At 43.1% G+C, this 23218-nt stretch carries 23 protein-coding genes; 4 read left to right on the forward strand and 19 right to left on the reverse strand.

The features are described from left to right. Window positions 1-2: 2 nt before the first annotated feature. The 10 genes from M3202_RS19855 to M3202_RS19900 form a co-directional block, all read right to left on the reverse strand. Window positions 3-506, reverse strand: coding sequence for a TRAP transporter small permease (locus M3202_RS19855; RefSeq protein WP_251224974.1), 504 nt, complete (start codon window positions 504-506; stop codon window positions 3-5). An 84-nt stretch (window positions 507-590) separates the two neighbouring features. Beyond that, on the reverse strand, window positions 591-1637 hold the full coding sequence (locus tag M3202_RS19860; protein WP_251224975.1) for a TRAP transporter substrate-binding protein: 1047 nt from the start codon (window positions 1635-1637) through the stop codon (window positions 591-593). A gap of 65 nt (window positions 1638-1702) precedes the next feature. Continuing rightward, window positions 1703-2731, reverse strand: coding sequence for a zinc-dependent alcohol dehydrogenase (locus M3202_RS19865; protein WP_251224976.1), 1029 nt, complete (start codon window positions 2729-2731; stop codon window positions 1703-1705). Window positions 2732-2772: 41 nt separating this feature from the next. After that, window positions 2773-3993: a CaiB/BaiF CoA transferase family protein gene (locus M3202_RS19870; protein WP_251224977.1), complete on the reverse strand. Its 1221-nt coding sequence runs from the start codon at window positions 3991-3993 to the stop codon at window positions 2773-2775. 29 nt (window positions 3994-4022) lie between these two features. After that, the gene (locus tag M3202_RS19875; protein ID WP_251224978.1) at window positions 4023-4799 is read right to left on the reverse strand and encodes an SDR family NAD(P)-dependent oxidoreductase; all 777 of its coding nucleotides are present in this window, start codon (window positions 4797-4799) and stop codon (window positions 4023-4025) included. 30 nt (window positions 4800-4829) lie between these two features. Next, window positions 4830-5597: an enoyl-CoA hydratase/isomerase family protein gene (locus M3202_RS19880; RefSeq protein ID WP_251224979.1), complete on the reverse strand. Its 768-nt coding sequence runs from the start codon at window positions 5595-5597 to the stop codon at window positions 4830-4832. A gap of 16 nt (window positions 5598-5613) precedes the next feature. Further along, window positions 5614-6063: a MaoC family dehydratase gene (locus tag M3202_RS19885; protein WP_251224980.1), complete on the reverse strand. Its 450-nt coding sequence runs from the start codon at window positions 6061-6063 to the stop codon at window positions 5614-5616. A gap of 155 nt (window positions 6064-6218) precedes the next feature. Further along, window positions 6219-7241 carry a LacI family DNA-binding transcriptional regulator gene (locus tag M3202_RS19890; protein ID WP_251224981.1) on the reverse strand — a complete coding sequence of 341 codons (1023 nt, stop codon included), beginning with the start codon at window positions 7239-7241 and terminating at the stop codon, window positions 6219-6221. Window positions 7242-7270: 29 nt separating this feature from the next. Then, window positions 7271-8488: a CaiB/BaiF CoA transferase family protein gene (locus M3202_RS19895; protein WP_251224982.1), complete on the reverse strand. Its 1218-nt coding sequence runs from the start codon at window positions 8486-8488 to the stop codon at window positions 7271-7273. 152 nt (window positions 8489-8640) lie between these two features. Further along, the gene (locus M3202_RS19900) at window positions 8641-9402 is read right to left on the reverse strand and encodes an IclR family transcriptional regulator (protein ID WP_251224983.1); all 762 of its coding nucleotides are present in this window, start codon (window positions 9400-9402) and stop codon (window positions 8641-8643) included. 265 nt (window positions 9403-9667) lie between these two features. On the opposite strand from M3202_RS19900, the gene M3202_RS19905 reads away from it, so the two are divergent. Continuing rightward, window positions 9668-10543: a cation diffusion facilitator family transporter gene (locus M3202_RS19905; RefSeq protein WP_251224984.1), complete on the forward strand. Its 876-nt coding sequence runs from the start codon at window positions 9668-9670 to the stop codon at window positions 10541-10543. An 87-nt stretch (window positions 10544-10630) separates the two neighbouring features. Here the strand turns inward: M3202_RS19905 and M3202_RS19910 are convergent, their stop codons facing one another. Beyond that, entirely contained in the window at window positions 10631-10951 is a 321-nt protein-coding gene (locus tag M3202_RS19910; protein WP_251224985.1) for an ArsR/SmtB family transcription factor, read from the reverse strand. A 319-nt stretch (window positions 10952-11270) separates the two neighbouring features. Here M3202_RS19910 and M3202_RS19915 point away from each other — a divergent pair, with 319 nt between their 5' ends. After that, window positions 11271-11492, forward strand: coding sequence for a hypothetical protein (locus tag M3202_RS19915; RefSeq protein WP_251224986.1), 222 nt, complete (start codon window positions 11271-11273; stop codon window positions 11490-11492). Window positions 11493-11592: 100 nt separating this feature from the next. On the opposite strand, the gene M3202_RS19920 is transcribed toward M3202_RS19915, so the two are convergent. The 5 genes from M3202_RS19920 to M3202_RS19940 all read right to left on the reverse strand — a co-directional run bounded on the left by M3202_RS19920 (window position 11593) and on the right by M3202_RS19940 (window position 17914). Then, window positions 11593-13725 carry a serine hydrolase domain-containing protein gene (locus M3202_RS19920; RefSeq protein WP_251224987.1) on the reverse strand — a complete coding sequence of 711 codons (2133 nt, stop codon included), beginning with the start codon at window positions 13723-13725 and terminating at the stop codon, window positions 11593-11595. 322 nt (window positions 13726-14047) lie between these two features. Beyond that, a complete protein-coding gene (locus tag M3202_RS19925) occupies window positions 14048-14731 on the reverse strand; it encodes a hypothetical protein (protein WP_251224988.1) in 684 nt (227 codons plus the stop codon). Between the two features lie 104 nt (window positions 14732-14835). After that, window positions 14836-15705 carry a YitT family protein gene (locus M3202_RS19930; RefSeq protein ID WP_251224989.1) on the reverse strand — a complete coding sequence of 290 codons (870 nt, stop codon included), beginning with the start codon at window positions 15703-15705 and terminating at the stop codon, window positions 14836-14838. 159 nt (window positions 15706-15864) lie between these two features. Then, complete coding sequence (locus M3202_RS19935) at window positions 15865-16683, reverse strand: TerC family protein (RefSeq protein WP_251224990.1); 819 nt, start codon at window positions 16681-16683, stop codon at window positions 15865-15867. Window positions 16684-17074: 391 nt separating this feature from the next. Continuing rightward, window positions 17075-17914, reverse strand: a complete 840-nt coding sequence (locus M3202_RS19940; protein WP_349775635.1) for an SDR family NAD(P)-dependent oxidoreductase — start codon at window positions 17912-17914, stop codon at window positions 17075-17077. Between the two features lie 111 nt (window positions 17915-18025). Here M3202_RS19940 and M3202_RS19945 point away from each other — a divergent pair, with 111 nt between their 5' ends. Beyond that, window positions 18026-18991: a helix-turn-helix transcriptional regulator gene (locus tag M3202_RS19945; RefSeq protein ID WP_251224996.1), complete on the forward strand. Its 966-nt coding sequence runs from the start codon at window positions 18026-18028 to the stop codon at window positions 18989-18991. A gap of 57 nt (window positions 18992-19048) precedes the next feature. On the opposite strand, the gene fabF is transcribed toward M3202_RS19945, so the two are convergent. Then, window positions 19049-20284, reverse strand: a complete 1236-nt coding sequence (gene fabF / locus M3202_RS19950) for a beta-ketoacyl-ACP synthase II (protein ID WP_251224992.1) — start codon at window positions 20282-20284, stop codon at window positions 19049-19051. Between the two features lie 114 nt (window positions 20285-20398). Here fabF and M3202_RS19955 point away from each other — a divergent pair, with 114 nt between their 5' ends. Beyond that, window positions 20399-21256 (forward strand): helix-turn-helix transcriptional regulator, encoded by an 858-nt coding sequence (locus M3202_RS19955; protein ID WP_251224993.1) that lies wholly within the window; start codon window positions 20399-20401, stop codon window positions 21254-21256. A 31-nt stretch (window positions 21257-21287) separates the two neighbouring features. Here M3202_RS19955 and M3202_RS19960 read toward each other — a convergent pair whose 3' ends face one another. Next, window positions 21288-22256: an AraC family transcriptional regulator gene (locus tag M3202_RS19960; protein ID WP_251224994.1), complete on the reverse strand. Its 969-nt coding sequence runs from the start codon at window positions 22254-22256 to the stop codon at window positions 21288-21290. A 14-nt stretch (window positions 22257-22270) separates the two neighbouring features. Then, window positions 22271-23083 carry an oxidoreductase gene (locus tag M3202_RS19965; protein WP_251224995.1) on the reverse strand — a complete coding sequence of 271 codons (813 nt, stop codon included), beginning with the start codon at window positions 23081-23083 and terminating at the stop codon, window positions 22271-22273. Window positions 23084-23218 lie beyond the last annotated feature (135 nt).

The raw sequence follows: 23218 nt of genomic DNA on the forward strand, positions 1-23218 counted from the left end.
TTCTACACGTTATCTGTATCCTCGATTCCCCTCTGCTCCTCAATTCCATAACGAATCGTCCGCCATATTGAACTTATGATATAAATGAACATTATGATAGAAGAGAGCGGTAAAACAATATAAACAAATGCCATCGGAATGTTCATTGAAGGGGAAGGGGTCATTCCAGCGCTTTTCAATAAATTAATTCCATTGAAAAAGAATAGAATTAAAAAGATACTAATTAAAACATCATTTAGTAAAACAAAGAACGTTTGAAGCTTAAGGGGAAGTTTTGAAATAATTAAATCAAAACCTAAGTGAGCTTTCCGTTTAATCGCAACCCCCGACCCTAGTAAAATCATCCAAATGAATGTATAGCGAATAAATTCATCAGACCAGACAAATGAAAAGTTAAAAACGTAGCGACCAACTACATTAACAAACATGATTACTGAGAAGGCCACAAAAAGAAGGACGACCATCCATTCAACTGACCGATCAAAGAGATGTTCTATTTTTTTCAAATATTCCACATCCTTTTTAAATAAGGGGCCTTCTGCATTCTGGAAAGCCCCTTTATTTATTTGACTTTACTTAATGGTTAAACTCTATTTCATTGCCTGAATTTGTTCAATGATATCCTGAGCTCCTTCAATTTCATTTGAGATGGAGTCCCAAATTGGCTGCACTTTGTCTATAAACGCTTGCCTGTCTTCCACTTCATTTAGAATTAAGCCTTCCTCAACCATAGCTTCAACTCCATCAATGTTAGCCTGCTCAGTCTCCGTTCTTTCAATTTCAATCGCTTCCCTCATTGCTTCTTTAATAATTGTTTGATATTCCTCAGGAATGCTGTTCCATTTATCTTGATTAATTACTGTTGTTGCAGAGGCTTGAATATGATTTGTCGCCAGCAAGTATTTAGTTTCTTCATAAAATTTTTGTAAATGTAAATCTGAAGGAGCGCTTTCCAGGCCAGAGATAATACCTGTTTCCAGACCTGTATAAACTTCTCCCCAAGGCATTGGAGTAGCATTACCGTTCAATAGTTTAATTGTTTCAATGTAAACCGTTGACTCCGGAGCTCTAATTTTCAAGCCATTAAAGTCTGGTCCTGTCACTTCTTCAGTCGTTATAAAATACCGGAAACCACCAAAGCTCCACCCAAGGGAAACTAATCCTGTTTCTTCTAAAAGCTTTTGATCTATTTCTTCTGTAATTTCACTGTCCAGTACATTTCCAAGATGCTCGTAATCCTCAAAGATAAAAGGAAGAGAATAGATTCCATATTCAGGAACATAGGAAGCTAAAGCTGCATCATCTGCTTTGGTCATATCGACTGTTCCAGAAATCACACCCTCAAGAAGATCACGTGCATTTCCTAGCTGACTATTTGGAAAGACCTCCACTTGAACCGCTCCATTTGTTTTTTCATTAACGAGGTTTGCAAAATTTGTATACTGTTTACCTTGAGGGGCCTCTTCTGTTAACCAGTGACCTAATCTTAAGACAATCGGTTCTTGGTCCCCCCCGTTTCCTTCTTGAGAAGCCGTATCCGAGTCATCATTATTAGTTGTTGTTTCTCCGCCTCCGCAGGCTGCTAACAATCCGATTAGACAACCAAGTAATAGTAGACTTAACCAGCTTTTTTTCATAATAATCCTCTCCTCTTTCAGCTATTTTAGAATTCGATTTTTTGAAATACTCCTTATAGGTAAAATCATAAAGACTGTGGATGAATCATAATTTTGCCAACATGGCTTGCACGAGAACTAGCAAGGGTAAAAGCATCTTGGATATGATCAAGATCAAATCGATTTGTTACTAATGCCTCCACTTTTATCCGTTGTTGTTGAATTAACTTAATCGCAGTTTCAAAATCTTCTTTTCTATACATTTGCGTACCAAATAATCTTCTTTCCTCTCTTTGGAGTAAACGCATAGGTATTGTTGGATTTTTTCCGAAAATAGCAGATATGACAATTTCTCCTCCGTTTTTAGTGATTGTTAAAGCTTGTTGTAAGGTCATTTCTAATCCTGCACAATCAACCGCTCCATCCAGTTTTTGAGAGTTATTTTTTTCAAAAGCTATCTTAAGTAAATTTTCATGAACAGGATCAATAACTATATCTGCACCAAGTGTTTCTGCTAAGACCCTCCTTGTTTCGTTTGGATCAGAAACAAAGATACGCTTGGCCCCAAATGCCTTTAATACCTGGAAGGTTAATAATCCAATAGGCCCTGCTCCTAAAACAGCAAATGTCTGACCCTTTATTTTTGAAAAATGAGACACAGCATGCACAGCAACGGCAACACTTTCAACCATAGCTCCTTCTGTCGCAGTAAATTGTTCAGGTATTTTAACTAAATTATCTTCAGGAACAACAATAGATTCTGCAAAAGCCCCGGGAACGTGACCTCCTATTACTTGTAAATCCTCGCATAGATTAAACTTTCCCTGAAGGCAGTGTTCACAACGGCCACAACCGATTGCCGGTATTCCGGCGACATAGTCCCCCACTTTAAATCCCTTCACCTCGGTACCACATTGAATAACTCTACCTGAAAATTCATGCCCCATTACAACTGGTGGACCAATAACTGGATGATGTCCTTCAAAAATGTGCAAATCCGACCCGCATAATCCACATACCTCTAACTGAACGAGTATATCTTTCTCCGAAAGTTTTCGCTCGATAACTTCTTGTAGTTCTATCGTTTTTACTCCTGTCAGAATCGCTTGTTTCATTTTCTCCCTTCTTTCCCTTTTATTCGACTATCCAGTTATTACTAATTACTACGGGAAGAATGATCCGTTTCGTTGTATACGACACCAGACTGTTTTAATTGATCAATTTGCTCACCCGAATAACCTGCCATCTTTAAAATTTCATCGCTGTGTTCCCCAACCAATGGTGGATAGTAACGTATCGAACCTGGGGATTCAGAAAATTGATACGGAATTCCTAACATTCTTAGCTTCCCTTCAGTTGGGTGATCCATCTCGACAATCATGTTATTGTGTTTTACTTGTGGGTCGTTGATAAGGTCGTCATAGTCATACACCGGACCTGCCCAATAATTGTGCTTATCAAGAATTTCAATCCATTCTTTGGTTGTTTTTTGTGGCATTATACTAGCTACGATGCGATAAATTTCATCACGGTATTCCATCCCATCATTCCATTCAGTAAACGACCGAAGCTTATCATCATCCAACGCCTCTCCTAAAACATCGATTGGACCAATTGAAACAACAATATAACTGTCTTTTGTTTTATAGATACCATATGGGGCAGTTAACAGCGTGTGAGCGAGTGGCTCATCTGTTCTTTCCGGCTTTACCCCTCCCGTCATGTAAACGCTAAGCTCTTGAACCTGAAGATCCATAACTGCATTTAACATATTTACCTCTACCTTTTGTCCTTTTCCATTAGTTTCGCGGTAGAATAATGCTGCAAGTATGCTTTGGACAGTCATATGAGAGGCTGTAGCGTCTGCAATAAATAATGCGTTGGGATGTGGAGGATCACCTTTTTTCCCCGTATTCCAAAGTGAGCCGCTGTATCCTTGAAGAACTAGGTCTTGACCTGGCCTCTTGGCATAGGGACCCGTTTCTCCATAACCAGAGATACTGCAATAAATAATTTTTTTATTGATTTTTTTTGCCGCTTCATAATCAATGCCTAACCGTTCCACTACCCCTGGGCGGAAATTATGAAGCATCACGTCTGCCTTTTTAATTAAAGCTTGAACAATTTTTAAACCTTCGTCGCTCTTTAAATTGACTGATAAACTTCTTTTATTACGATTGAATGAAATAAATGAAGAATTTAATTTATTGGCCCAAGCGTTTGCTGCTGGTCTTGTACGGTGCCATTCACCGGAGCCTGTAGGTTCAATCTTAATAACCTCGGCTCCTAGATCTCCTAACTTTTGCGCAGCGAATGGGCCAGACATAGCTAGTGAAAAATCTAAAATCATAACTCCTTCAAGCGGTCCCTTCCCCATTTCTTCTACCTCCAATGATTTCAACTGTTTTATTCTTTCAATGGATTTAATCTAGGATCTCCGGCTAAAATCCCCCCGTCCACGCCTATAATTTGTCCTGTTATGAATTCTGACTCTTTTGAAAGTAAAAAGATGATGGTATTTGCTACGTCTGTTGTCGAGCCAAACCGGCCCAACGGTGTACGGTTTATGATAGTGTCCTTATATGAAGCGTTTTCAAATGTCTGTTTCGTTAAAGGTGTTTCAATATAACCAGGGCTAACCTGATTAACTCGAATATGATATTCCGCCCACTCCACCGAAAGCGCTTTCGTTAATTGGTTTATCCCCCCCTTTGCAGCAGCATAGGCCGCAACATTTGGAACTCCATAATGAGAAATCATTGAACCTATATTTACAATTCTCCCAGCGCGATGCTCTTTCATTATTTCCGCTACTTCCTGCGACATATAAAATGTACCATTCAAGTTAACATCAAGAACCTGTTTCCACTCTTTCACTGTGAATGATAAAGCAGCCTTTCGAATATTAACTCCAGCGCAATTAACAAGCATGTGAATGCTTCCATATTTATCTTTAATACTCGTTATTGTTTTTTTTATTTGCTCAGGTTCACCAATATCGGTTTGAAAAAAATCGAGTAAATGCCTGCTGTTTGAGTTTTCCATTAAAAATTTGTTTGCTTTACTCCGACTTCGACCGATAATGATGCAAATTGCTCCTTCTTTGATTAACTTGCTTGCGACAGCCGCTCCGATTCCGGAATACCCGCCTGTTACAACAGCTACCTCATTTTTAAAATTCAAAAAACTACCCTCCTTTCGTTTATAAGAAAACTATCTTCCTTTGAAAATTGGCTTTCTTTTTTCTTTAAACGCTGCAATACCCTCGTTTCTATCTTCTGTATAAAAACAAATTGTTTGCATGTCACGCTCATACATAATCCCTTGCTCAAGCGGGATACTTAATGCCATTCTGCAGCCATGCTTCGCTGTTTGCAGCGCAATTGGAGAATAACTCGCGATTTGATGAGCGTAGTTATATGTGAATGTTTCAAGCTCGTTATCTGATACGAAAGCTTCAATCAAACCAATTTGATTAGCTTCATCAGCATCTATAATATCTCCTGATAAGATTAACTTCATTGCTTTACCATAACCAATTAAATGCGTGAGAAGTTGAGTGATCCCACCGCCGCCAATCCAGCCCAGCTTGACTTCGACTGCCCCAAACTTAGCCGACTTTCCAGCAAAACGAATATCCGCACAAAGAGCCAATTCTAATCCCCCACCCACTGCAAAGCCATTCACCATAGCAATTAAAGGCTTTCTTAACTGCCGCACTACATCACAATATTCTAGCCGGTTTCTAAACTCCCAATTTGTATGATACTCATCAAGTAATGTTATGTCGCTTCCTGCCGAAAATGCCCTGTCACCTACCCCTGTTAGCACGACAACACGTATATCCTCATCATGATTAGCTTCATAGACAGCATCTACTAATTGCTTAGTCATTTGCTTAGTCATCGTATTTAGTTTTTCTGGGCGATTAAATGAAATAGTAGCAACATAACCATCTTTTATAAAATCTACTGACCCCATCTGCTATCCCTCCTCTTTACGAAACGTTTCGTTCTATCATTTGAAGATCATGAACGATAACAGAAAGCATATCGTCCTGGTTCTTTACTTGATATTCAAATTTAATTACTCCAAAATTCTCATTTAACGACCTTTTTTCCAATACGGTTGCTGTCATCGTTACCGTATCCCCTGGATATACGGGAGCTAAAAAGCGAATTTTATCATAACCATAATGGCCAATTTTAAGTTTTCTTGGTACAAGATCATTCGTGACGAACCCATCTATTACACCCAAGATTAATGCTCCAGGCACTACAATTTTTTTAAAAGGATGACTTTTACAATACTCTGCATCAACATGTGCGGGATGAGTGGCATCTGTGGCACCGATAAACATTCGAATATCAGCATCAGTCAATGTCCTGCCAGAAGTGTTTATAATTTCTCCTACCTCATACTCTTCCCAATATTTTTCAAGACCCATATCATCACCTCTTTTAGACTCTTCTCGTTCCCGACTGTAAAAAACGTTTTTTAATTTAAAGAAAATCAAGTTAAAAAAACCTTTATTCCGCATATAGAGCTTTGATTTGAAACAAAAACGTTTTCTCATCCGGTAAATAAGCGCTTTCATTTTTGCTATTTAATCTTTCTAACTGATTTTCGTACTCTGATTTCAGAATTTAATGTAATTTGACGTTGTTTTATGTCAATACCACGAAGGATATCAATAATCATATTTGCCCCTAATCTCCCTACTTCTGCAAATGGATTAGAAATGGTTGTTAGTGGCACTTTTAATAAATGCAAATTGGGTATATTATCACACCCTACTATTGAAATATCATTCGGAATTAAAATTCCCTCTTGTTCCAGCCCTTCGATTGCTCCTAACGCCATCAAATCATTCGCTGCAAAAACAGCAGTTGGGGCATGCGCATATTCTCGTAGTAACCGCCTTACACCAATAAGACCTGATTCTTGATAGTAGTCACCGCTAATAACCAGCGTCTCATCATAAGCGACACCAGCTTCTAATAATGCTTGTTTATAACCTTCTAATCTTTCCTCAGCCATACTAATGCCTGGCATTTTCCCTATAAATCCAATTTTTTCATGGCCTTTCTCTAACAGATAACGTGTAGCGATGTATCCACAATTTTTATTGTTTAAAGAAACGGAATATGTTCGCTCATTAACAGCACTTCTAATAAGGACAATAACTGGAATTTCGATCTTCTCTATCAGTTGTTCAAGCTCCCTGTCCTTCCTCCGTGTCCCAATATAAATCATGGCATCCACAATTCGACTTTGAGCAATTTTAGGAATCACACTTTCTTCATCTTCCAGACTGACAATATTAAGAAGGGCATGATACCCGTTTTTATTTAAGGTTGCTGTAATTGACTTGATGCTATCGAAAAAAATCGGATTTGAAAAAATATTAAAAGAAGATGGGGCAGATAAAACAATACTTACATTTTTAGTCATTTTTGTTACCAAACCTTGAGCTACTGTATTAGGCACATAATTTAATTTTGTAGCTATTTCAATTACCCGTTTACGAGTTTTTATACTTACCCCATTCTTTCCATTTAAAGCATTTGAAGCCGTTGATACAGCTACACCAGCAAGTTTGGCAACATCTTTTATTGTAGCCATTCTCATCAATCCGTTTCATCATTAGAAGCTTATATTTTAAACGTTTCGGGCTGCACATTTTGAATAACATTCTTTTGCTGGAGTGATAAAATCTGTTGATCAGTTAAACCTAATTCTTTTAATATTTCCGTATTATGTTCGCCTAGTTCTGGCGGTGGCATCCGGTAGGAAATAGGCGTGTCCGATAAAGTGATTGGGTTGGCGACGAATTTCAGCTTTCCATACTTTGGATGAGTAAATGACTGAATCGTACGATTATGTTCAATTTGTGGATCTTGTGCCACTTCTTCATATGTCTGAACTGGGCCGCACCAAACATCATAAGAATCAAGTTGTTCGATCCATTCCACCGTTGTTTTTGTCAGCAAAACTTCAGCAACAATTCTAAAAATTTCCTCCTTATACGCTTGCCCGTCCTCCCACTTACTAAATTTTTTTAAATCGTCACACTCTAATGCCTTAGACAATTTGTCATATGGTGTCATAGCTAAAGCAATATAGCTGTCTTTCGTTTTATGAATACCGTATGGACTATTAATAAATGGATGGGCCATTAACTCTTCACTGCGCTCTGGCTTCTTTCCCACGTTTAAATAGGTAGTAAATTCTTGAATTTGTACATCCATAATAGAACTTAGTAGATTCACTTCAATTTTTTGGCCTTTCCCCGTCTTTTCTCTTGCATAAAGAGCAGATACAATTCCAGCCAATGCCAGATTCCCTGTAGCTGCATCGACTACAAATGTTCCAAGCGGAATAGGTGGATCACTTTTTCGTCCTGAGTTCCATACGACTCCTGATAAAGACTGGACGATTAAATCTTGCCCAGGCCTTTTTTCGTAAGGACCACTTTCTCCAAACCCAGTTATCGAACAATATATCAGTCTCGGATTTATCTGGTTCATTGCATTATAATCAGTCCCCAATTTTTCATGGACAGTCGGTCGAAAATTACTAACAAGGATATCAGCAGTCCTCACTAATTCGCTAAAAATTTCTTTTCCTTCTTTTTCTTTCAAGTTCAAGGTTAAGCTTCTTTTGTTTCGATTTAACGCAATTAATGAAGTGTTAAATTCTCCTACCCATGCATTTCCGATCGGACGTGTTCGTGTCCACTCTCCCAGTCCAGGCGGCTCAACTTTTATTATATCTGCTCCTAAATCACCCAATTTTTGAGTTGCAGTTGGGCCTGCCATATGATGGCAAATTTCAATTACTCGAACGCCGTCCAAAGCTCCCTTACTCACAATTTCCCCTCCTTTAATTCATATATATGAAACTGTTTTATATTTATGAATTAATACTATAATTTTAACTTTATTTTGTCAAGAATCAATATTCAGAAATTTTGATACAAAATAAATTACCACTGATGTTTCCACCAGTGGTAATTTGATTATTAAAGTAAACTTGAAATTTTTTCAGCTGCTAACTTTACTTCCGGGATGATGAGTGGGATTTGTTCCTCCATCCTATTTGAAGGACCAGACAAGCTAACAGCGGCAACTACTTTTCCTTGATAGTCCTTAATCGGGGCACTTACAGCTGAAGCTCCATCCCCCATATCATTTTCAGTTATTGCATATCCCATTTCTCTAATATCATTCAACTCTTCCATCAATTGATCTTTTGAAGTAATGGTTTTCTCTGTGTATTTAACAAAGTTAACTTTCGAAAAGTAATCTTCTATTTCATCATTAGTCAGACCTGATAACAAAGATTTACCGGTGGCAGATGCATATAATGGAACTCTGCTCCCAATTGAACGTATGACAGTAACCGTTTTTAAACTTTCTATCTTATCAATGACAACTCCCTCATACGTACTATAGTCCACAATTGTCAGGTAACTTGTTTCCCCGAATTTTGCGACTAATGTTTTCATAATAGGTAAAGCAACTTTTCTAATATCGATATCTTCATACAATTGCATACCTAATCGCATTAACGTAGTACCCAGCTTAAATTGTGACGTTAATTTATTTTTTTCCACAATGCCTCGCTGCTCCAGTGTTGTAATTATGTTAAAGCAGGTGCTTGCCGGATAACCTAATTCCTCATAAATCTGTTTAAGCGTGCGATTCGGTTTTTGACTTAGTAAAATGATGATATCCACAGCTTTATCAATAGATGGTACCAGCGATTTTGTCTTCTTTGTCATATAATCCCTCTTCATTCCAGTATATTGAATTGATATTCAGATTTATAAATGTCAAACTTACAATAGCATAGTTTTCAAAATAATGTAAGCAATACATTTTTTAAATATCTACTTCTCTTTTTATCTCCATCTTTACCCGAGGCTTTGTTTGTTTGTTTGTTTGTATGTACATGTAATATCCATCAAAAAAAACTTGCACTCCGACAATATTTTTGAAATAATCAATATATGAACATATAATCATATATTGAAGGAGGATGTTTTTATGGGACATTCACATCACAGCAAAAATAAAAAAGCCTTAAAGCTGTCATTTATGTTGATTGCGTCCTACATGATTGTTGAAGCTGTCGGCGGATTGTTGACGAACAGCCTTGCCCTTTTGTCAGACGCCGGTCACATGCTGAGTGATGCCGGCGCGGTCGGACTTAGCTTTCTTGCTTTGAAATTTGGTGAAAAAAAGGCGACCTTATCAAAAACGTTTGGCTACAGACGATTTGAAATTCTCGCGGCTTTTATTAACGGACTAACGTTGATCATCATCTCGCTTTATATTTTTTGGGAGGCTTACCGCCGGATTCTCGCTCCTCCTGACGTGATCAGCTCCGGGATGCTCATCATTGCTTTTATCGGGTTAGTGGTCAATATCGTCGCCGCCTATTTGCTTATGCGCGGAGACAAAGATGAAAACTTAAATGTCCGCAGCGCCTTTCTCCATGTCCTCGGAGACCTTCTTGGTTCCGTCGGAGCGATTGTCGCAGCGCTCCTAATTCTCTTCTTCGGCTGGAATCTTGCCGATCCAATTGCCAGTGTCTTCGTTGCCCTGCTCATTACAATTGCGGGGTTTCGCGTTATAAAGGATGCCGTGCATATTCTGATGGAAGGCGCGCCGCCGCAGATTGATGTCGCAGAAGTAAAGGAATCACTACTCGAGCTGAACGGTGTCCATCACGTCCACGATCTGCACGTCTGGTCGATCACGTCTGATTTTCCGGCCTTGAGCTGTCATCTTGTCATGAAACCCGCTTTCTCACAGCAGCAGCTGTTAGCCGAGGCGAAAAAGAAGCTGCTTGACTTTCATATTCACCATACAACCATCCAGATTGAAACGGATAAATGTCAAGAAGACGCCTGCAATTAGAGGGACACTGAAACGCTTCGAAGAAAAAAGCTGCTAAAAAAGTGACACCGTACTTTTTCAGCAGCTTCGCAATTTGTCTTTTTCAGTTCATGTATGCCGGGCATGGTCAATCGTTTGCTTTAACAAATCGATGACATGCTTATCGTCATGGGAATAATAAATCGTCGTGCCCTCTCTCCGAAATTTCACCAGGCGGGTATTCTTTAATAAACGAAGCTGATGGGATACAGTTGATTGTAATAACGAGAGCTTTTCAGCGATTTCGTTGACAGAATGTTCGCCTTTTAATAATAAGTGAAGAATACGTAACCTTGTCGGATCCGAAAGAGCTTTAAAAGTTTGTGACACGATAAAAAGCGTTTCCTCGTCAAGCGACATGTCATGAATGTCGTTCTCTTTTTCTTCCATTCGCGAAAATCCCTTCTTTCCTGCTCCTCAAAGCTTATTTCGCTCACAGCCAGCAAATTGGCCATTATACATTAGGATAACCGATGTTGATCTTTTTTTCGATCTTTTTATCCTGCGATCGATTTTCCTTTTATTCCGCTAAATTTCCCTTCTCAGGGCATGACTTTATGCCATTGAGTTTTTCGCTCAACTTAAGACTTTTCGATTTCCCAGAGCACCAGGTTCCCTAAGGAATTAAACACCTGTCCTAATTGATTCGCCGTTTCATTGAGACAACCAGCAGCATTTAATGTATAAGCTTTCCAAGGAGGTGATCAACATGGGCAGATGTCCTCGACCAATTGTTTGTCCTACGCAGTATGTAGTCAACGATCAATTTCTTCGTCGTGAAGTTCCTGTTATCCATCCGGTTGTATTTGTCAACCGTCTCAATATCTTTGATGTACCACGTCATATTACTGCACCAGTGCGTAAAGATGTTGTGATTAACCACGGTTTCAGACCTTATGGACCCGGAGCTTTTGGACCTTATGGTCGGTAAAGAATCGTTATCGCCGCGTCAAAATAGTTAATCATTTTGGCGCTGGCAAAAGAGAAGGCTGGAAAAAAGGTTGTTTTCACCTTTTGCCCAGCCCCTCGAATCAATCAACAATTGTTAATGACAACGCCCGCATTGCCGCTTCTGTCACAGGATCAAGCTCTGCTTGCTCATCGCTTTGATCCGGGGCCAGTTCATCGGCAATCATGTAAGCCGGCACGGTTAAAAGCGACCATAAAATTGCCGCCTCTTCCTCATTTGTTAATGGTTTGGTTGCGAGATAATCCGCTCCGCTGTCCCCGACAACGACTTCGGGACCGTGATAGCCAAAGGCGACCATCATTTTAATAGCTGGGAGCGCCCATTCACTCACTTCCCCCGTTACGACAATATCAGTAAAAAGCTGATCCGGAAATTGCTCCCGGTAGCTTCTCCATAGCATCACGGCCGCTTCTTGCCGTGTAATTGCCTCATCAGGTCTGAAATTTCCTTGCCCATCCCCGTTGATTAACCCTAATTCAAAGGCCATTTGAATATAGGCGGCGCTTGGATGTCCAGCAATGTCGTTGAAAGCGAGCTGGTCTGTTTCACTGCCCGGCAGGTTGCTGATGACAAGAATGTTTTCGATGAACGAGGCTCTCGTCACCGGGCGTTGCGGGTCAAAGGTTCGAACCGCGTCATTTGGATAATAGGCTAATGACTGGAGCGGGAAAATATAGTCGGCATACGGATGATCTTCAGAAATATCGCTGAATCCAACTGGCTGTTCCCCTTTTTGCGCATAGCCTAGCGGATTCAAGTTCGGTTCACTCAAATAGCTGACATCTCCAGCCTCATTTCCTTCAAAGCCAATCAATTGATTGGTTAATGAATCGACGAATAAGCGCTCCTCGACTTGAATAAGCGGTCTTGGACCGAGGAAGCTGTCGGAAATCGTTAATGCCCCATCCTCTCCCAGAGCGACTGTCGAGATCAAGATATTCAGGCGCAAGTCCTGATAAACGCCGGTAAACGCTTCAAGCTCATCTTGCGGCAGCGGCTCAAAGTCATCGAAGTCGGCCGGCTCCACATATTGCGGGAAAAATGTACTCATGAATTGGCTATAAAACAACTCCCGTAATGCGCCGTTTTGATTGTAGGTCAAAAAGACACCGGTCTCCTCATCCGGAAGCATGAACAAATAGGAGCTAAAGCCAGTCAGATCCCCTGCTTTCGTAATGACGCGGCTGCTGCTGCCGGCTCCAGGAAGCTGCATCGGTGCTTCAAATCCGTATGTCGTATTCGGGATCAGCGGGTGAATGGCAGATTGATAGGTTTCCATCAGATTGATAGACTTTTCCGATAAAAATTCACCTTCGTCTGTCTTTCCGCCTTCAAGAAAACCAATCATAAACTTCCCAATATCCTCTGCAGTTGAAAGCATTCCGCCGTGTGGCATGATCGTCGGCGTCACGGTGTAAAGCGGGAGTTCTCCACCGAGCTGGTCATAGCCTGTTGCCAGCTGCCCGATCATCCGGTCACTTAATTCATAGCTGCTGTTTTCCATCCCAAGCGGTTCAAACAGATGCGTTTGCATATACCGCTCAAATGGCTCTCCACTTACCTTTTCGACAAGTAGTCCTGCCAGGAGGGAGGCGAAATTATCATACATATACGAAGTGCCAGGCTCCCTGACAACAGAAGGCATATGCTCGTGAACATAGTCTTCCATTTCTACGATTCTTGTAAAATCCTCGTGTAAATCACTTGCCTGTGGATCACGAATTTCAAATCCTGTCGTATGAGTCAGCAAATGCGCCACAGTGACAGGGGTGGCATATGGATTCGCAAACTGTAGTTCCGGTAAATATGTACGAATATCCTCTTGAAGGTCAATTTTCCCCTGCTCGACAAGCTGCATCACCGCAACGGCCGTAAATGATTTCGAAACAGACGCGACTCTAAAGACCGTCCCTTCCGGATCAACAGCTGTTTCCGTCGCTTGATCAGCATAGCCGTATCCTTTCTGTCCAATCACCTCGCCGTCTTTCACAACAACGACCGAGGCGCCAATATAATGGGGCTGAACTTGTTCAGCGGCAAAAAATTGCTCAAGAAATTCATTCAAGCTTTCCTCTGATAATTCGCTTCCTTCCGTTGATGTTTGCGCCGCTGCACCTGGTGCTACGCTAAGCGACAGCAAAGCCAAAACGAGCAGCACCCTCAGGTAAACTGCAGCAGTGTAGCTTCTTTTCATCGTCATTCCTCCTTATTCCATCATATACCAGAATATACGAACGAGATAACGAAAGGTTGCAGGTTAAAAGGTTTTTTTTCATCTTTTTCCTAGCGCCTAAGCTCTGTACGGAACCACCACTAGAGTTAAAGCCCGTTGTGTGTCGGATTCTCACAACGGGCTTATGGTGTATGATATGCTGACAGGTTTTGTCTGCCCCTCCCTTCTTTGAAGCATGAGTGGAGTCAATACCTTCCTCAATTCTTCCTTTCCTTACTGCTGAGAATGTTTATCCTTTCTTATAACCCGGTGGCGGACTCTCAGTTCAAGAGATCTGAGCGTGCTAAATCGTCCATTGATCCTGAATCATTCCGACGAGATACCATTGACCGTTCCACTTTTCAAACGCCATAATCAGGCTCGCCCAATCCATTCCCGCCAGCTCCTCCGAGCCAGGGAGATGAAATTCAACAAAATGAGCGTCAGGATACACCTCATCGGCATTGTGAAGCGTATTTCCCCTCTCGGTAAGCTGATCGAAATGGATGTCCTCAGCCCGGGCGAAATCTTTTTGATAAAGGAACCGTTCGTAGTATTCCGCCGGCGTTAATTCAATTGCGTGCCCGCTGCCGTCATACGTCCCCCAGAAATACACTGTTGAATCGTTCATCATTTTACTAACGCATTCCGGTGTGAAACTTCGATGAGCCTTTTTTACATAAGCATAGGGAGAAAAGCGGACACCCTTTTTCGGATGGACATAATCCGCCACAGTGGCGAAGTCTTTCTCAGCTAAAGCGTCCACGACCGTTTTGGCGTGCTTTGTAATCAATTGTTCTTCTGTTTCACGCGGCAGTGAGACCGATTGACGCGCTTCCTCGTCTCCCCCCATGCTTTGCCGGGCAAGAAAGCCAGATGCAGCCGGCGCGTACTCTGCAGCGATCACCGTCAGACCCGGTCCAACGATGAACAGGCAGGCGATGCCAAGACTCATCATTTTGCACAAAATTGGATTGACGTTTTTCACCGTAACCACCCTTTCAAAAGCTCGATTCATTAGTTTTCCTGTTTCCATATAAGACGCCGGAAGCAGGGAAAAGGTGGCAGCCAACGTGCGGATCGCTGTTTTTCCTAATGAATATTCCGCTTTTTGAAATTTCCACCCTTTACTTCAGCGACGTCATACACCATGACGAAAGCACGTTCATCAATTTCATGAATAATCTCTTTCATTTTGCTGTCTTCCAAGCGATTAATGACGCATGTAATTTCTTTAAACTGTTCATTTGAATAGCCGCCTTGCACGATATTGTACGTGGCGCTGCGGCCAAGGCGCTCACGAATCGTTTCGACCATTCGTTCAGGCTGACTTGTAATAATTTTAAACGTTTTTGAACCGCTCAATCCTTCTTCGACGATATGAATCACCTTTGAGGCGATATAATAGGCGATCGCCGAGAGAAATGCTCCCTGAAGACCAAAAACAGTCGAAACGAAAATAAAGACAAACATATTTAAAAACAAAATTAAATCACTTGTCCCAAATGGCAATTTCCGCGAAAGCAGAACGGCCAGCATATCAATCCCGTCTAACGCCCCGCCGTTTCTGAGGGCCAGTCCCATGCCAAAGCCAATAATTATCCCGCCAACAACGGTAACCAAAAGGGTGTCGCCTTCAACGATCGGCGGAATATGATGCATCATCGTCGTTCCAGCCGCAAGCGAAACAATTCCGATTACGGAATAAATGGCAAAGCTTTTCCCCATCTGTTTATAGCCTAAAAACACAAAAGGGGTGTTAAGCACGGCGATTAACATCCCAAGGGGGGCACCGCTTAGCTGTGAGCCGACGATGCTTACTCCCGTCACCCCTCCATCCGATACACTGTTTGGAATTAATACTGCTTCCAATCCATAAGCCGTGATAAATGCACCTATGATAATCATTACTCCTCGTAAAATCTTCGGTAGTTTGCTTCGTTGTTTTTGTTTTACATCCATTGCTCTCCTCATTCCCTTGTTCTACTCTACCATATTGGTAATCAATTCTATTTTAACCTTCCATTAAGAAGCTTACACCTCTTTTTGTTGTCTTTACAAATAGGCTGCCCACTTTAAAGAAATGTTTCATTTAGTGAGCAGCCTATTTTTCGTTCAAAATTATAGCACTTCCATTTTCTTAACTTCCCGTTCATTTTCGTCTTCTGTACTTTCGGTCTTTTTGCCGCTGAGAAACCAGCCACTGAGAGCAATTGAAACGAGAACGGCCCAGAAGATAATCTTCCAAACTCCGCTTTCTGGAAAATGATGAGGCAACCAATTAATGCTAGGGTGCGCCATTGTGAAAACAGCTAGCTTCACCCCGACCCAACCGACAATCATAAAAGCAGCCACTTCCAATCCTGGACGCTCATGTAATAATTTCACAAAGAATGTCGCCGCAAAACGCATAATCACGACACCAGTAAAACCGCCGATAAAGATAATCAAAAATTGACCAGCGTCTAAGCCCCCGATTGTACCTAAGCCAGTAGCTGGTAAAACCATTGCCAGAGCTACAGCGGCTAAAATCGAGTCAACAGCAAAAGCAATGTCTGCAATCTCGACTTTCAACACAGTCATCCAGAATCCAGATTGCTTTTTGACCTTCGGCTCGGCTGCTTCTGTGGTTGCCGCTATTACTGCTCGGGCTGAAACAGCCTTTCTCCATAAATGGTTAAATGCGATAAAAAGCAGGTATAAAGCGCCGATTGCTTGTAGCTGCCAAACATTGACAAGAAATGAAATGATAAAAAGTGAACCGAGCCTAAAAACAAAAGCCCCAGCTAAACCATAAAACAGTGCTTTTTTACGAAGATCATCAGGCAAATGCTTAACCATAATCGCTAACACAAGCGCATTGTCCGCTGCTAGAATTCCCTCCAGCACAATTAACACAAGTAATACCCAACTATACTCCAAAAATAATGCCCATTCCATTTTCCTTATCTCCTCCATTTGCATACAAAAAGCCTTTACCAACAACTCAGGCAAAGGCTTTTTGATACAAAAAAGACCTTTACCCGAATTTTTTGTCAGGTAAAGGTCTTGCTAACAACATAAGTTGCCAATAAAGCCGGAAACTGTTTCCAGTTACGCGATGACGACTTTATTGTTTTCATAGCTACTCCCCTTTAGTGGGCTTACTGTATGTAATTTAGTAATGACTATAGTAAACTTCTTTTCTATTTTTGTCAATAAACATATGATAACAATAAATGTTGTTCCTTCTCGAATTTGAAAATTGATTCGTACCGAGCAACAGCAAAGAGTATAGCCAGCTCACTCGTCAAACTAGACTACATTCAGCACTAATACCGAAGCGTTACAGTTAAAATGATAGCACAAATGGCGGAATATAGCGACCGTCAATATCGGTAAACTGGTACTCTTTCGCCAAGTCACCGACTTTCACGACCCGCCCGCTTTTTTTCATCACATCAGGATCCATCGCCAACGCTTTAATGCCCCGCCCAACATAGTATGGTGTTTCCGATGCCTGCAATTCTTTTATTTCCTGCCAATGCGCTTCGTCAGTCTGGAAATGCTGCAACACAAGCTCGGTTCGCATAAACCCCGGAGATACAGCGACCACGGCAATGTTATCCGCTTTTACTTCAAGCGATAATCCATATGCCATGCGAATCAGGGCGTTTTTCGCCAAATCGTAATAAAACTGCCCGGTGTATTTATCATTATCCCAAAAAGTCGTATGAACAATCAGCGCTTGATTATTCTCACGCAGCAATGGAAGCGCAAAATGATTTGTCGCCAGCTGGGCCCGGACACCTGCGGTAAACATCGTATCCCAATGCTTCAGCGGCAATTCCCAGAACGCCCCAGGCTCCACACCAAGGTCATGAGCGCCCCAGACGTTATTGACGACGATGTCAAGCTTTCCTTGCTCACGTCGAATTTGTGCAATCGCTGCTTCCGTTTCCGCATCGTTCGTATGATCGCAACGAATCGCGCTCGCTTTGCCTCCGGATGCTTCAATCTCAGAGACGGTTTCATCAATCGTCCCCGGCCACTGATTCGTTGTATTCCCACTCGTACTGCGCCCCGTCACATATACGGTCGCTCCGGCTTTCCCCAACTCAATCGCGATCCCGCGGCCTGCTCCTCTGCTTCCCCCTGTGACGAGCGCTACTTTTCCGGTTAATTGTTTCATTTGTTTCATCCTTTCCTCGTTGAAGTTCTTTCATTATAATGACCCATTGTTGACATCTATTGTCATCTTTCCTTAAATTAAAAGTAGCGAAAATCAGAAAGGGTGAGTACAATCAGAGCGGACCGTTTACTATCGATCCTTTTACTATTGCAATCTCAGCGCCAACTAACCGCAAAAGAGCTCGCGGAGAAACTCGAAGTTTCCAAGCGGACAATTTACAGGGATATGGAAGCGTTAAGTGGCATTGGCATTCCGGTATTTTCCCAGCGCGGACAAAACGGCGGCTGGTCATTAGTAGACGGCTTTCAAACCAGCTTAACAGGGATGACGGAAACAGAACTACGTACGCTGCTCGTTTCTCCTTCTGTTCAGTTTCTTGATGACCTCGGGCTGACTCGCTCTTCCGAGGAAGCGAGGCAGAAACTGCTCGCTTCCCTGCCCTCGGCCAATCGGGAAAAGGCGAAGGATGTCTGGAACCGTATTCATATTGACACGAGTGGCTGGCGTCAACGAAAGGAAAAGGTCACAGCGTTTGATGTCTTGAAAGAAGCGATATGGAGCAATTACAAATTAAACATCATTTACGAGCAGGCAGACGGGAAAACAGCTGAACGGGTTGTTTCTCCACTTGGACTCGTGGCGAAGGGAGAGCGCTGGTACTTAATTGCACAAAAAGATAATGGTGCCATCCGCAATTACAGAGCCTCGCGCATTCATTCCGCGGCCTTGGCTAACGAATCATGTAAACGGCCGGAGAACTTTGACCTCGCCAACTACTGGAAAGCATCGACAGCCGCCTTTCTGGCAACATTGCCGACATTTGAAGTCACCGTTGAGGTGACAGCGGCGATATGGCCCAGGCTGCGTTACAGCGGGCGGTTCGTTCGCGTCGTCGAGCTTGGAACAGAACGAGAGCAGGATTGGATTCCCGTCAAGCTCTCTTTCGATACGAAAGAAGAAGCAAGAGGATATATTCTCGGATTCGCCGATCAAATAAAAGTAATTGAGCCAAAAGAACTGATCTGTGACATTCTTCAGCAGGCCGAAGCTGCCGTCGCCTTTTATAAACAATTATAAAAAAGCGGCTGAAAAAGTGAAACTCATCCTTTTTCAGCCGCTTCCTCTTTGGACTCTCTACTCAAATTTTTTTAAAATAATCGTGGAATTATGACCGCCAAATCCAAATGAATTGGATAGGCCGATGGAGAGCGCCGCCTGCCGCGCTCCTTCTGCGGCATAATCTAAATCACAGCTTGGATCCGGATTTTGCAAATTGATCGTTGGGGGAATGAGATTTTCCTGCAGACTTTTGACGAGAGCAATTGCCTCGACTCCTCCTGCCGCGCCGAGCATGTGGCCGAGCATCGACTTATTGGCTGTGACCGGGATTTGATAGGCTGCATCGCCGAACATCTGCTTGATCGCCTTCGTTTCCGCCAAATCACCCGCCGCTGTACTTGTCGCATGAGCGCTAATCAGATCAATATCAGCCATGGCTACTTTCGCTTTTTTCAGCGCGCGCTTCATCGCTAAATAAGCGCCCTTTCCTTCAGGATGCGGCGCGACCATATGATGAGCATCCGAGCTGGCTCCGTAGCCGATCACTTCAGCCAAAATCGGCGCCTGGCGTTTCAACGCATGCTCATAGGATTCCAGCAGCAAAATGCCTGCTCCCTCGCTCATCACAAAGCCGTCTCTGTCCGCCTCAAACGGCCGGCTGGCGGCCTCCGGCTCCTCGTTTCTCGTTGATAGCGCCTTCGCATTTCCGAAACTGGCCAGCGATAAATTCGTAATCGCCGCTTCCGTCCCACCGGCAAGCATCATATCCGCATCATCGTTTTGAATCGTATGATAGGCTTCTCCGATTGCTGTATTGCCGATTGAGCACGCGGTTACCGGCGACATGGACGGCCCATGCGCGCCAAACCTCATGCTGATTTGCGCCGCAGCTGCGTTGGCGATCATCATCGGCACAAGCTGCGGACTGACCCGTCCGGCCCCACGTTCATTTAATAGATTGACATTGTCTATAAACGTCTGAATCCCGCCAATTCCTGAGCCAACAAAAACGCCAAAGCGCTCACGGTCAACCTCTTCCGGCTCGAACCGTCCCGCCTCTAAAGCGGATTCAGCTGCTGCGAGGGCAAACTGCACAAACCGGTCGAGCCGCCGTGCTTCTTTTCTTCCCCAGCGTGCTTCCGGATTGAAGTCACGCACAAGGCCGGCAATTTTTGTTTTCGAGTCAGCCACATCAAACGTATCAATCGGTGAAATGCCCGATTTCCCTTCAACTAAGTGCTTCCAAAACGTATCGACATCATGACCAAGGGGCGAGATGACCCCCATCCCGGTAATCACAACTCTTTTCATTTCCCAGCCTCCCATCGCGTTTTCTTTAGTTTAACGTGTTCCCATCCTATTACAAGTTGTTGTTTATCATAGTATAATGAGTACTAGCATAAGCAAATGGGAGAGGGAACGACGATGAATCGTGAAACGAGACTCCAAGCATTATCTGATTTTTTAAAAGGAAAACGGGCAAAGCTGAATCCGCAAATGGTCGGACTGCCAACAGGCATTCGCCGCAGAACTCCAGGATTGCGGAGGGAAGAGGTTGCCCAACTGGCAGGCGTTAGCACGACGTGGTACACATGGCTTGAGCAGGGACGGGACATTCATGTCTCCACCTCTGTATTAGAAGGTATTTCAGCGGCATTGCAACTGAATAAAGACGAAAAAAAATATTTGTACGGCTTGGCCCTGGATGAAGGAACGGAGCGCCCCGCTCCCGCCCCGGAAGAGATTCAGATCAGCCCCCCGCTGCAAAAGATTCTACAGGAGCTTAGAAACTGCCCTTCGATCATCACCGACCGCCGTTGCTTTATCGTCGGCTGGAATGAGGCTGCGGCCAATGTGTTCCTCGATTTCGCCCAAATTCCGCCAGCTGAAAGAAACTTGATCCGGCTGCTTTTTGCACGCAAGGAATTCAGAAGCCTGGCAGTCAACTGGGTCGAATTCGTCAGAGGGTTTATCGCGATTTTCCGGACGTATTACGGGCAATATGTTGCTGATCACTGGTACATTGATTTCATTGAAGAACTGGAAAACGACTATCCGGAGTTCCGGCAATTGTGGCATGAAAGCGAAGTCAGCTCGGCGCCGGACATTCAAATTGAATTCCGTCATGCCAAGGCGGGGAAAATGGTTTTCAATCTGACCTCTTTACAAGTCCAGGGCCATCATGATGTACGATGCAGTGTCTACACCCCTGTTGAAAACACGGGAACCGAGAAGAAGCTGAAGCGCTTGATGAATGGAAATGAACTTGCCGCAAAAGGCTGAGAATGGCCTTTGCGGGACAAGCTTGTTACGACTAGCGAGGCAATCGGTATTCAGAAAGTGTTTTTCCCGTCCATCTTTTGAAAGCACGGACAAATGAATTCGTGTCCGCATACCCAAGCAAGTAGGAGATGTCATCTGTCGTCAAGTCGGATCGCTGCAAATAATGAAAAGCTAATTGCTGCTGCACTATTTGAAGCTGCTTCTGGAATGTCGTATTTTCCGCCGCCAAATTCCGCTGCAGCGTCCGGACGCTGATTCCCATTGATTTGGCGACATCTTTGACTGTAAAACTCCCGCTCGGAATCGCTGAGAATAATTTCGCCTGAACGTTTTGCGAGAACGTTTTTTCCGTGGAAACCTGATAAAGTCTTTTCGTAAATTCCGGCTCTAAATACCCCCACATCACATTGTTTTCCGTGAGAAAAGGCTGCATCACATCCTCTTTCTTAAACACGAGCCGGTTTTTCACGCTTTTTATTCCACTTACCCCGAGCCACTCTTCGATTTTCGCTCCATATGAATACGGACCTTCAATCATAAGCGGCATCACGTTTTCTCCCGTCCCCGTCCGTACTAAACTAACGAGCAATAATTGCTCTGCCAACAGAGCGAACCGGGGGAGCTCCTGATTTACTCGGACAAATGAAAACGTAATGCTCAGTGTTTGTCCGGTCTCGATGACATTCATTTCCATTGGACCGATCAAACGTTTATATTTCTGGAGCCGCTGAATGCCTTCATATCCATTTTTTGCTGTCAGTGCCGCAAACAGTGGCGGGATAAACATGTTGAGGTTTTCAATTTGACTAAAGACGACGAGCTGCTCATCTGTTAACAGCTGATCAAGCTCCTGAAGCAAATTGACATAGTCAAGATCACTGATCGTCAGCGTATGCTGCCAGCGTGCATCGGCGATATTCGCTTTTTTCAGCAGAGCATCGATTGAAATTCCCAATGATTCAATAAACAGTTGCATTTGTTTTGTCATCGTTATTTTCACAGCTACGCCCGCCCTCACAACATATTTTTCACCAGTTTATCATAAACGCGGTCAGGGAGAAGTCTTTTCATCAAAAGAATCGGCTTAGCGTCAAATCCGATTAAATAGCGTGTTTTAGGACGTTTTCGGTCACCAGCCTTCGCGATTACTTTTGCAATCCTTTCCGGCTTTGAAAGCAGGTTAGACGTGTATTGCTTCCTCATACTTTCCTCTGTTTTGACCGCCATTTCCTCGTAGGCGCCGCCTTTGCCGCTTGCTAATAGATGATCGGCGGCGATGCTCCCCCATTCTGTTTTGATCGCTCCTGGTTCAATTAATACAACGTCAATCCCAAATTCCGCCACTTCCATCCGCAAGCAGTCGCTGAACCCTTCCAATGCAAATTTCGTAGCGTGATACCAGGCTCCAAATAATGTCGTGATTTTTCCGCCGACAGAGGAAATCGAAATAATTTTTCCCGCTTGTTGTTTTCTCATCACCGGTAAAACGAGCTGTGTTAAACGGGCAACGCCAAATAAATTCACCTCAAACTGTTTGCGTCCTTCTTCAAGAGAAACATCCTCGACTGCGCCATACGACCCGTACCCTGCATTGTTGATGAGCACATCTATTTTCCCTTCATTTTCGATGATCATTTTGACACAGCTTTCCATCGATTTCTCGTCCGTCATATCAAGCTCAACAGGAATGACGCCCCACTTTTGCAATGGCTTCATCCTTTTCACTTGGCGGGCGGCGCCGTATACTTTGCACCCTCGCTGCGCTAAAAGCTGCGCTGTCTGATACCTGATCCCGCTGCTTGCTCCTGTTAGTAAAACGACTTTCATTGCTCATTCCTCCCTCAATAAAGTTTAATTTTCTCGCTAATACTCGTGTATTCTCCAAATTTCACTAACACCAAATAGTAATCTCACCAGTACTACTGGATAGAAGTAGAACGAATTAAAATTTCTTACAGGGGA

The organism is Halalkalibacter oceani, from assembly GCF_023715605.1.
In the GTDB taxonomy this organism is placed as follows: Bacteria; Bacillota; Bacilli; order Bacillales; family Bacillaceae_D; genus Halalkalibacter; species Halalkalibacter oceani.

What these genes read in the sequence shown, in the direction of transcription:
- M3202_RS19860 (WP_251224975.1), bottom strand. Translation starts at nt 1,637, where the DNA reads ATGAAAAAAAGCTGGTTAAGTCTACTATTACTTGGTTGTCTAATCGGA.
- M3202_RS19865 (WP_251224976.1), bottom strand. Translation starts at nt 2,731, where the DNA reads ATGAAACAAGCGATTCTGACAGGAGTAAAAACGATAGAACTACAAGAA.
- M3202_RS19870 (WP_251224977.1), bottom strand. Translation starts at nt 3,993, where the DNA reads ATGGGGAAGGGACCGCTTGAAGGAGTTATGATTTTAGATTTTTCACTA.
- M3202_RS19880 (WP_251224979.1), bottom strand. Translation starts at nt 5,597, where the DNA reads ATGGGGTCAGTAGATTTTATAAAAGATGGTTATGTTGCTACTATTTCA.
- M3202_RS19885 (WP_251224980.1), bottom strand. Translation starts at nt 6,063, where the DNA reads ATGGGTCTTGAAAAATATTGGGAAGAGTATGAGGTAGGAGAAATTATA.
- M3202_RS19890 (WP_251224981.1), bottom strand. Translation starts at nt 7,241, where the DNA reads ATGGCTACAATAAAAGATGTTGCCAAACTTGCTGGTGTAGCTGTATCA.
- M3202_RS19900 (WP_251224983.1), bottom strand. Translation starts at nt 9,402, where the DNA reads ATGACAAAGAAGACAAAATCGCTGGTACCATCTATTGATAAAGCTGTG.
- M3202_RS19905 (WP_251224984.1), top strand. Translation starts at nt 9,668, where the DNA reads ATGGGACATTCACATCACAGCAAAAATAAAAAAGCCTTAAAGCTGTCA.
- M3202_RS19910 (WP_251224985.1), bottom strand. Translation starts at nt 10,951, where the DNA reads ATGGAAGAAAAAGAGAACGACATTCATGACATGTCGCTTGACGAGGAA.
- M3202_RS19915 (WP_251224986.1), top strand. Translation starts at nt 11,271, where the DNA reads ATGGGCAGATGTCCTCGACCAATTGTTTGTCCTACGCAGTATGTAGTC.
- M3202_RS19920 (WP_251224987.1), bottom strand. Translation starts at nt 13,725, where the DNA reads ATGAAAAGAAGCTACACTGCTGCAGTTTACCTGAGGGTGCTGCTCGTT.
- M3202_RS19930 (WP_251224989.1), bottom strand. Translation starts at nt 15,705, where the DNA reads ATGGATGTAAAACAAAAACAACGAAGCAAACTACCGAAGATTTTACGA.
- M3202_RS19935 (WP_251224990.1), bottom strand. Translation starts at nt 16,683, where the DNA reads ATGGAATGGGCATTATTTTTGGAGTATAGTTGGGTATTACTTGTGTTA.
- M3202_RS19940 (WP_349775635.1), bottom strand. Translation starts at nt 17,914, where the DNA reads ATGAAACAATTAACCGGAAAAGTAGCGCTCGTCACAGGGGGAAGCAGA.
- fabF (WP_251224992.1), bottom strand. Translation starts at nt 20,284, where the DNA reads ATGAAAAGAGTTGTGATTACCGGGATGGGGGTCATCTCGCCCCTTGGT.
- M3202_RS19955 (WP_251224993.1), top strand. Translation starts at nt 20,399, where the DNA reads ATGAATCGTGAAACGAGACTCCAAGCATTATCTGATTTTTTAAAAGGA.
- M3202_RS19965 (WP_251224995.1), bottom strand. Translation starts at nt 23,083, where the DNA reads ATGAAAGTCGTTTTACTAACAGGAGCAAGCAGCGGGATCAGGTATCAG.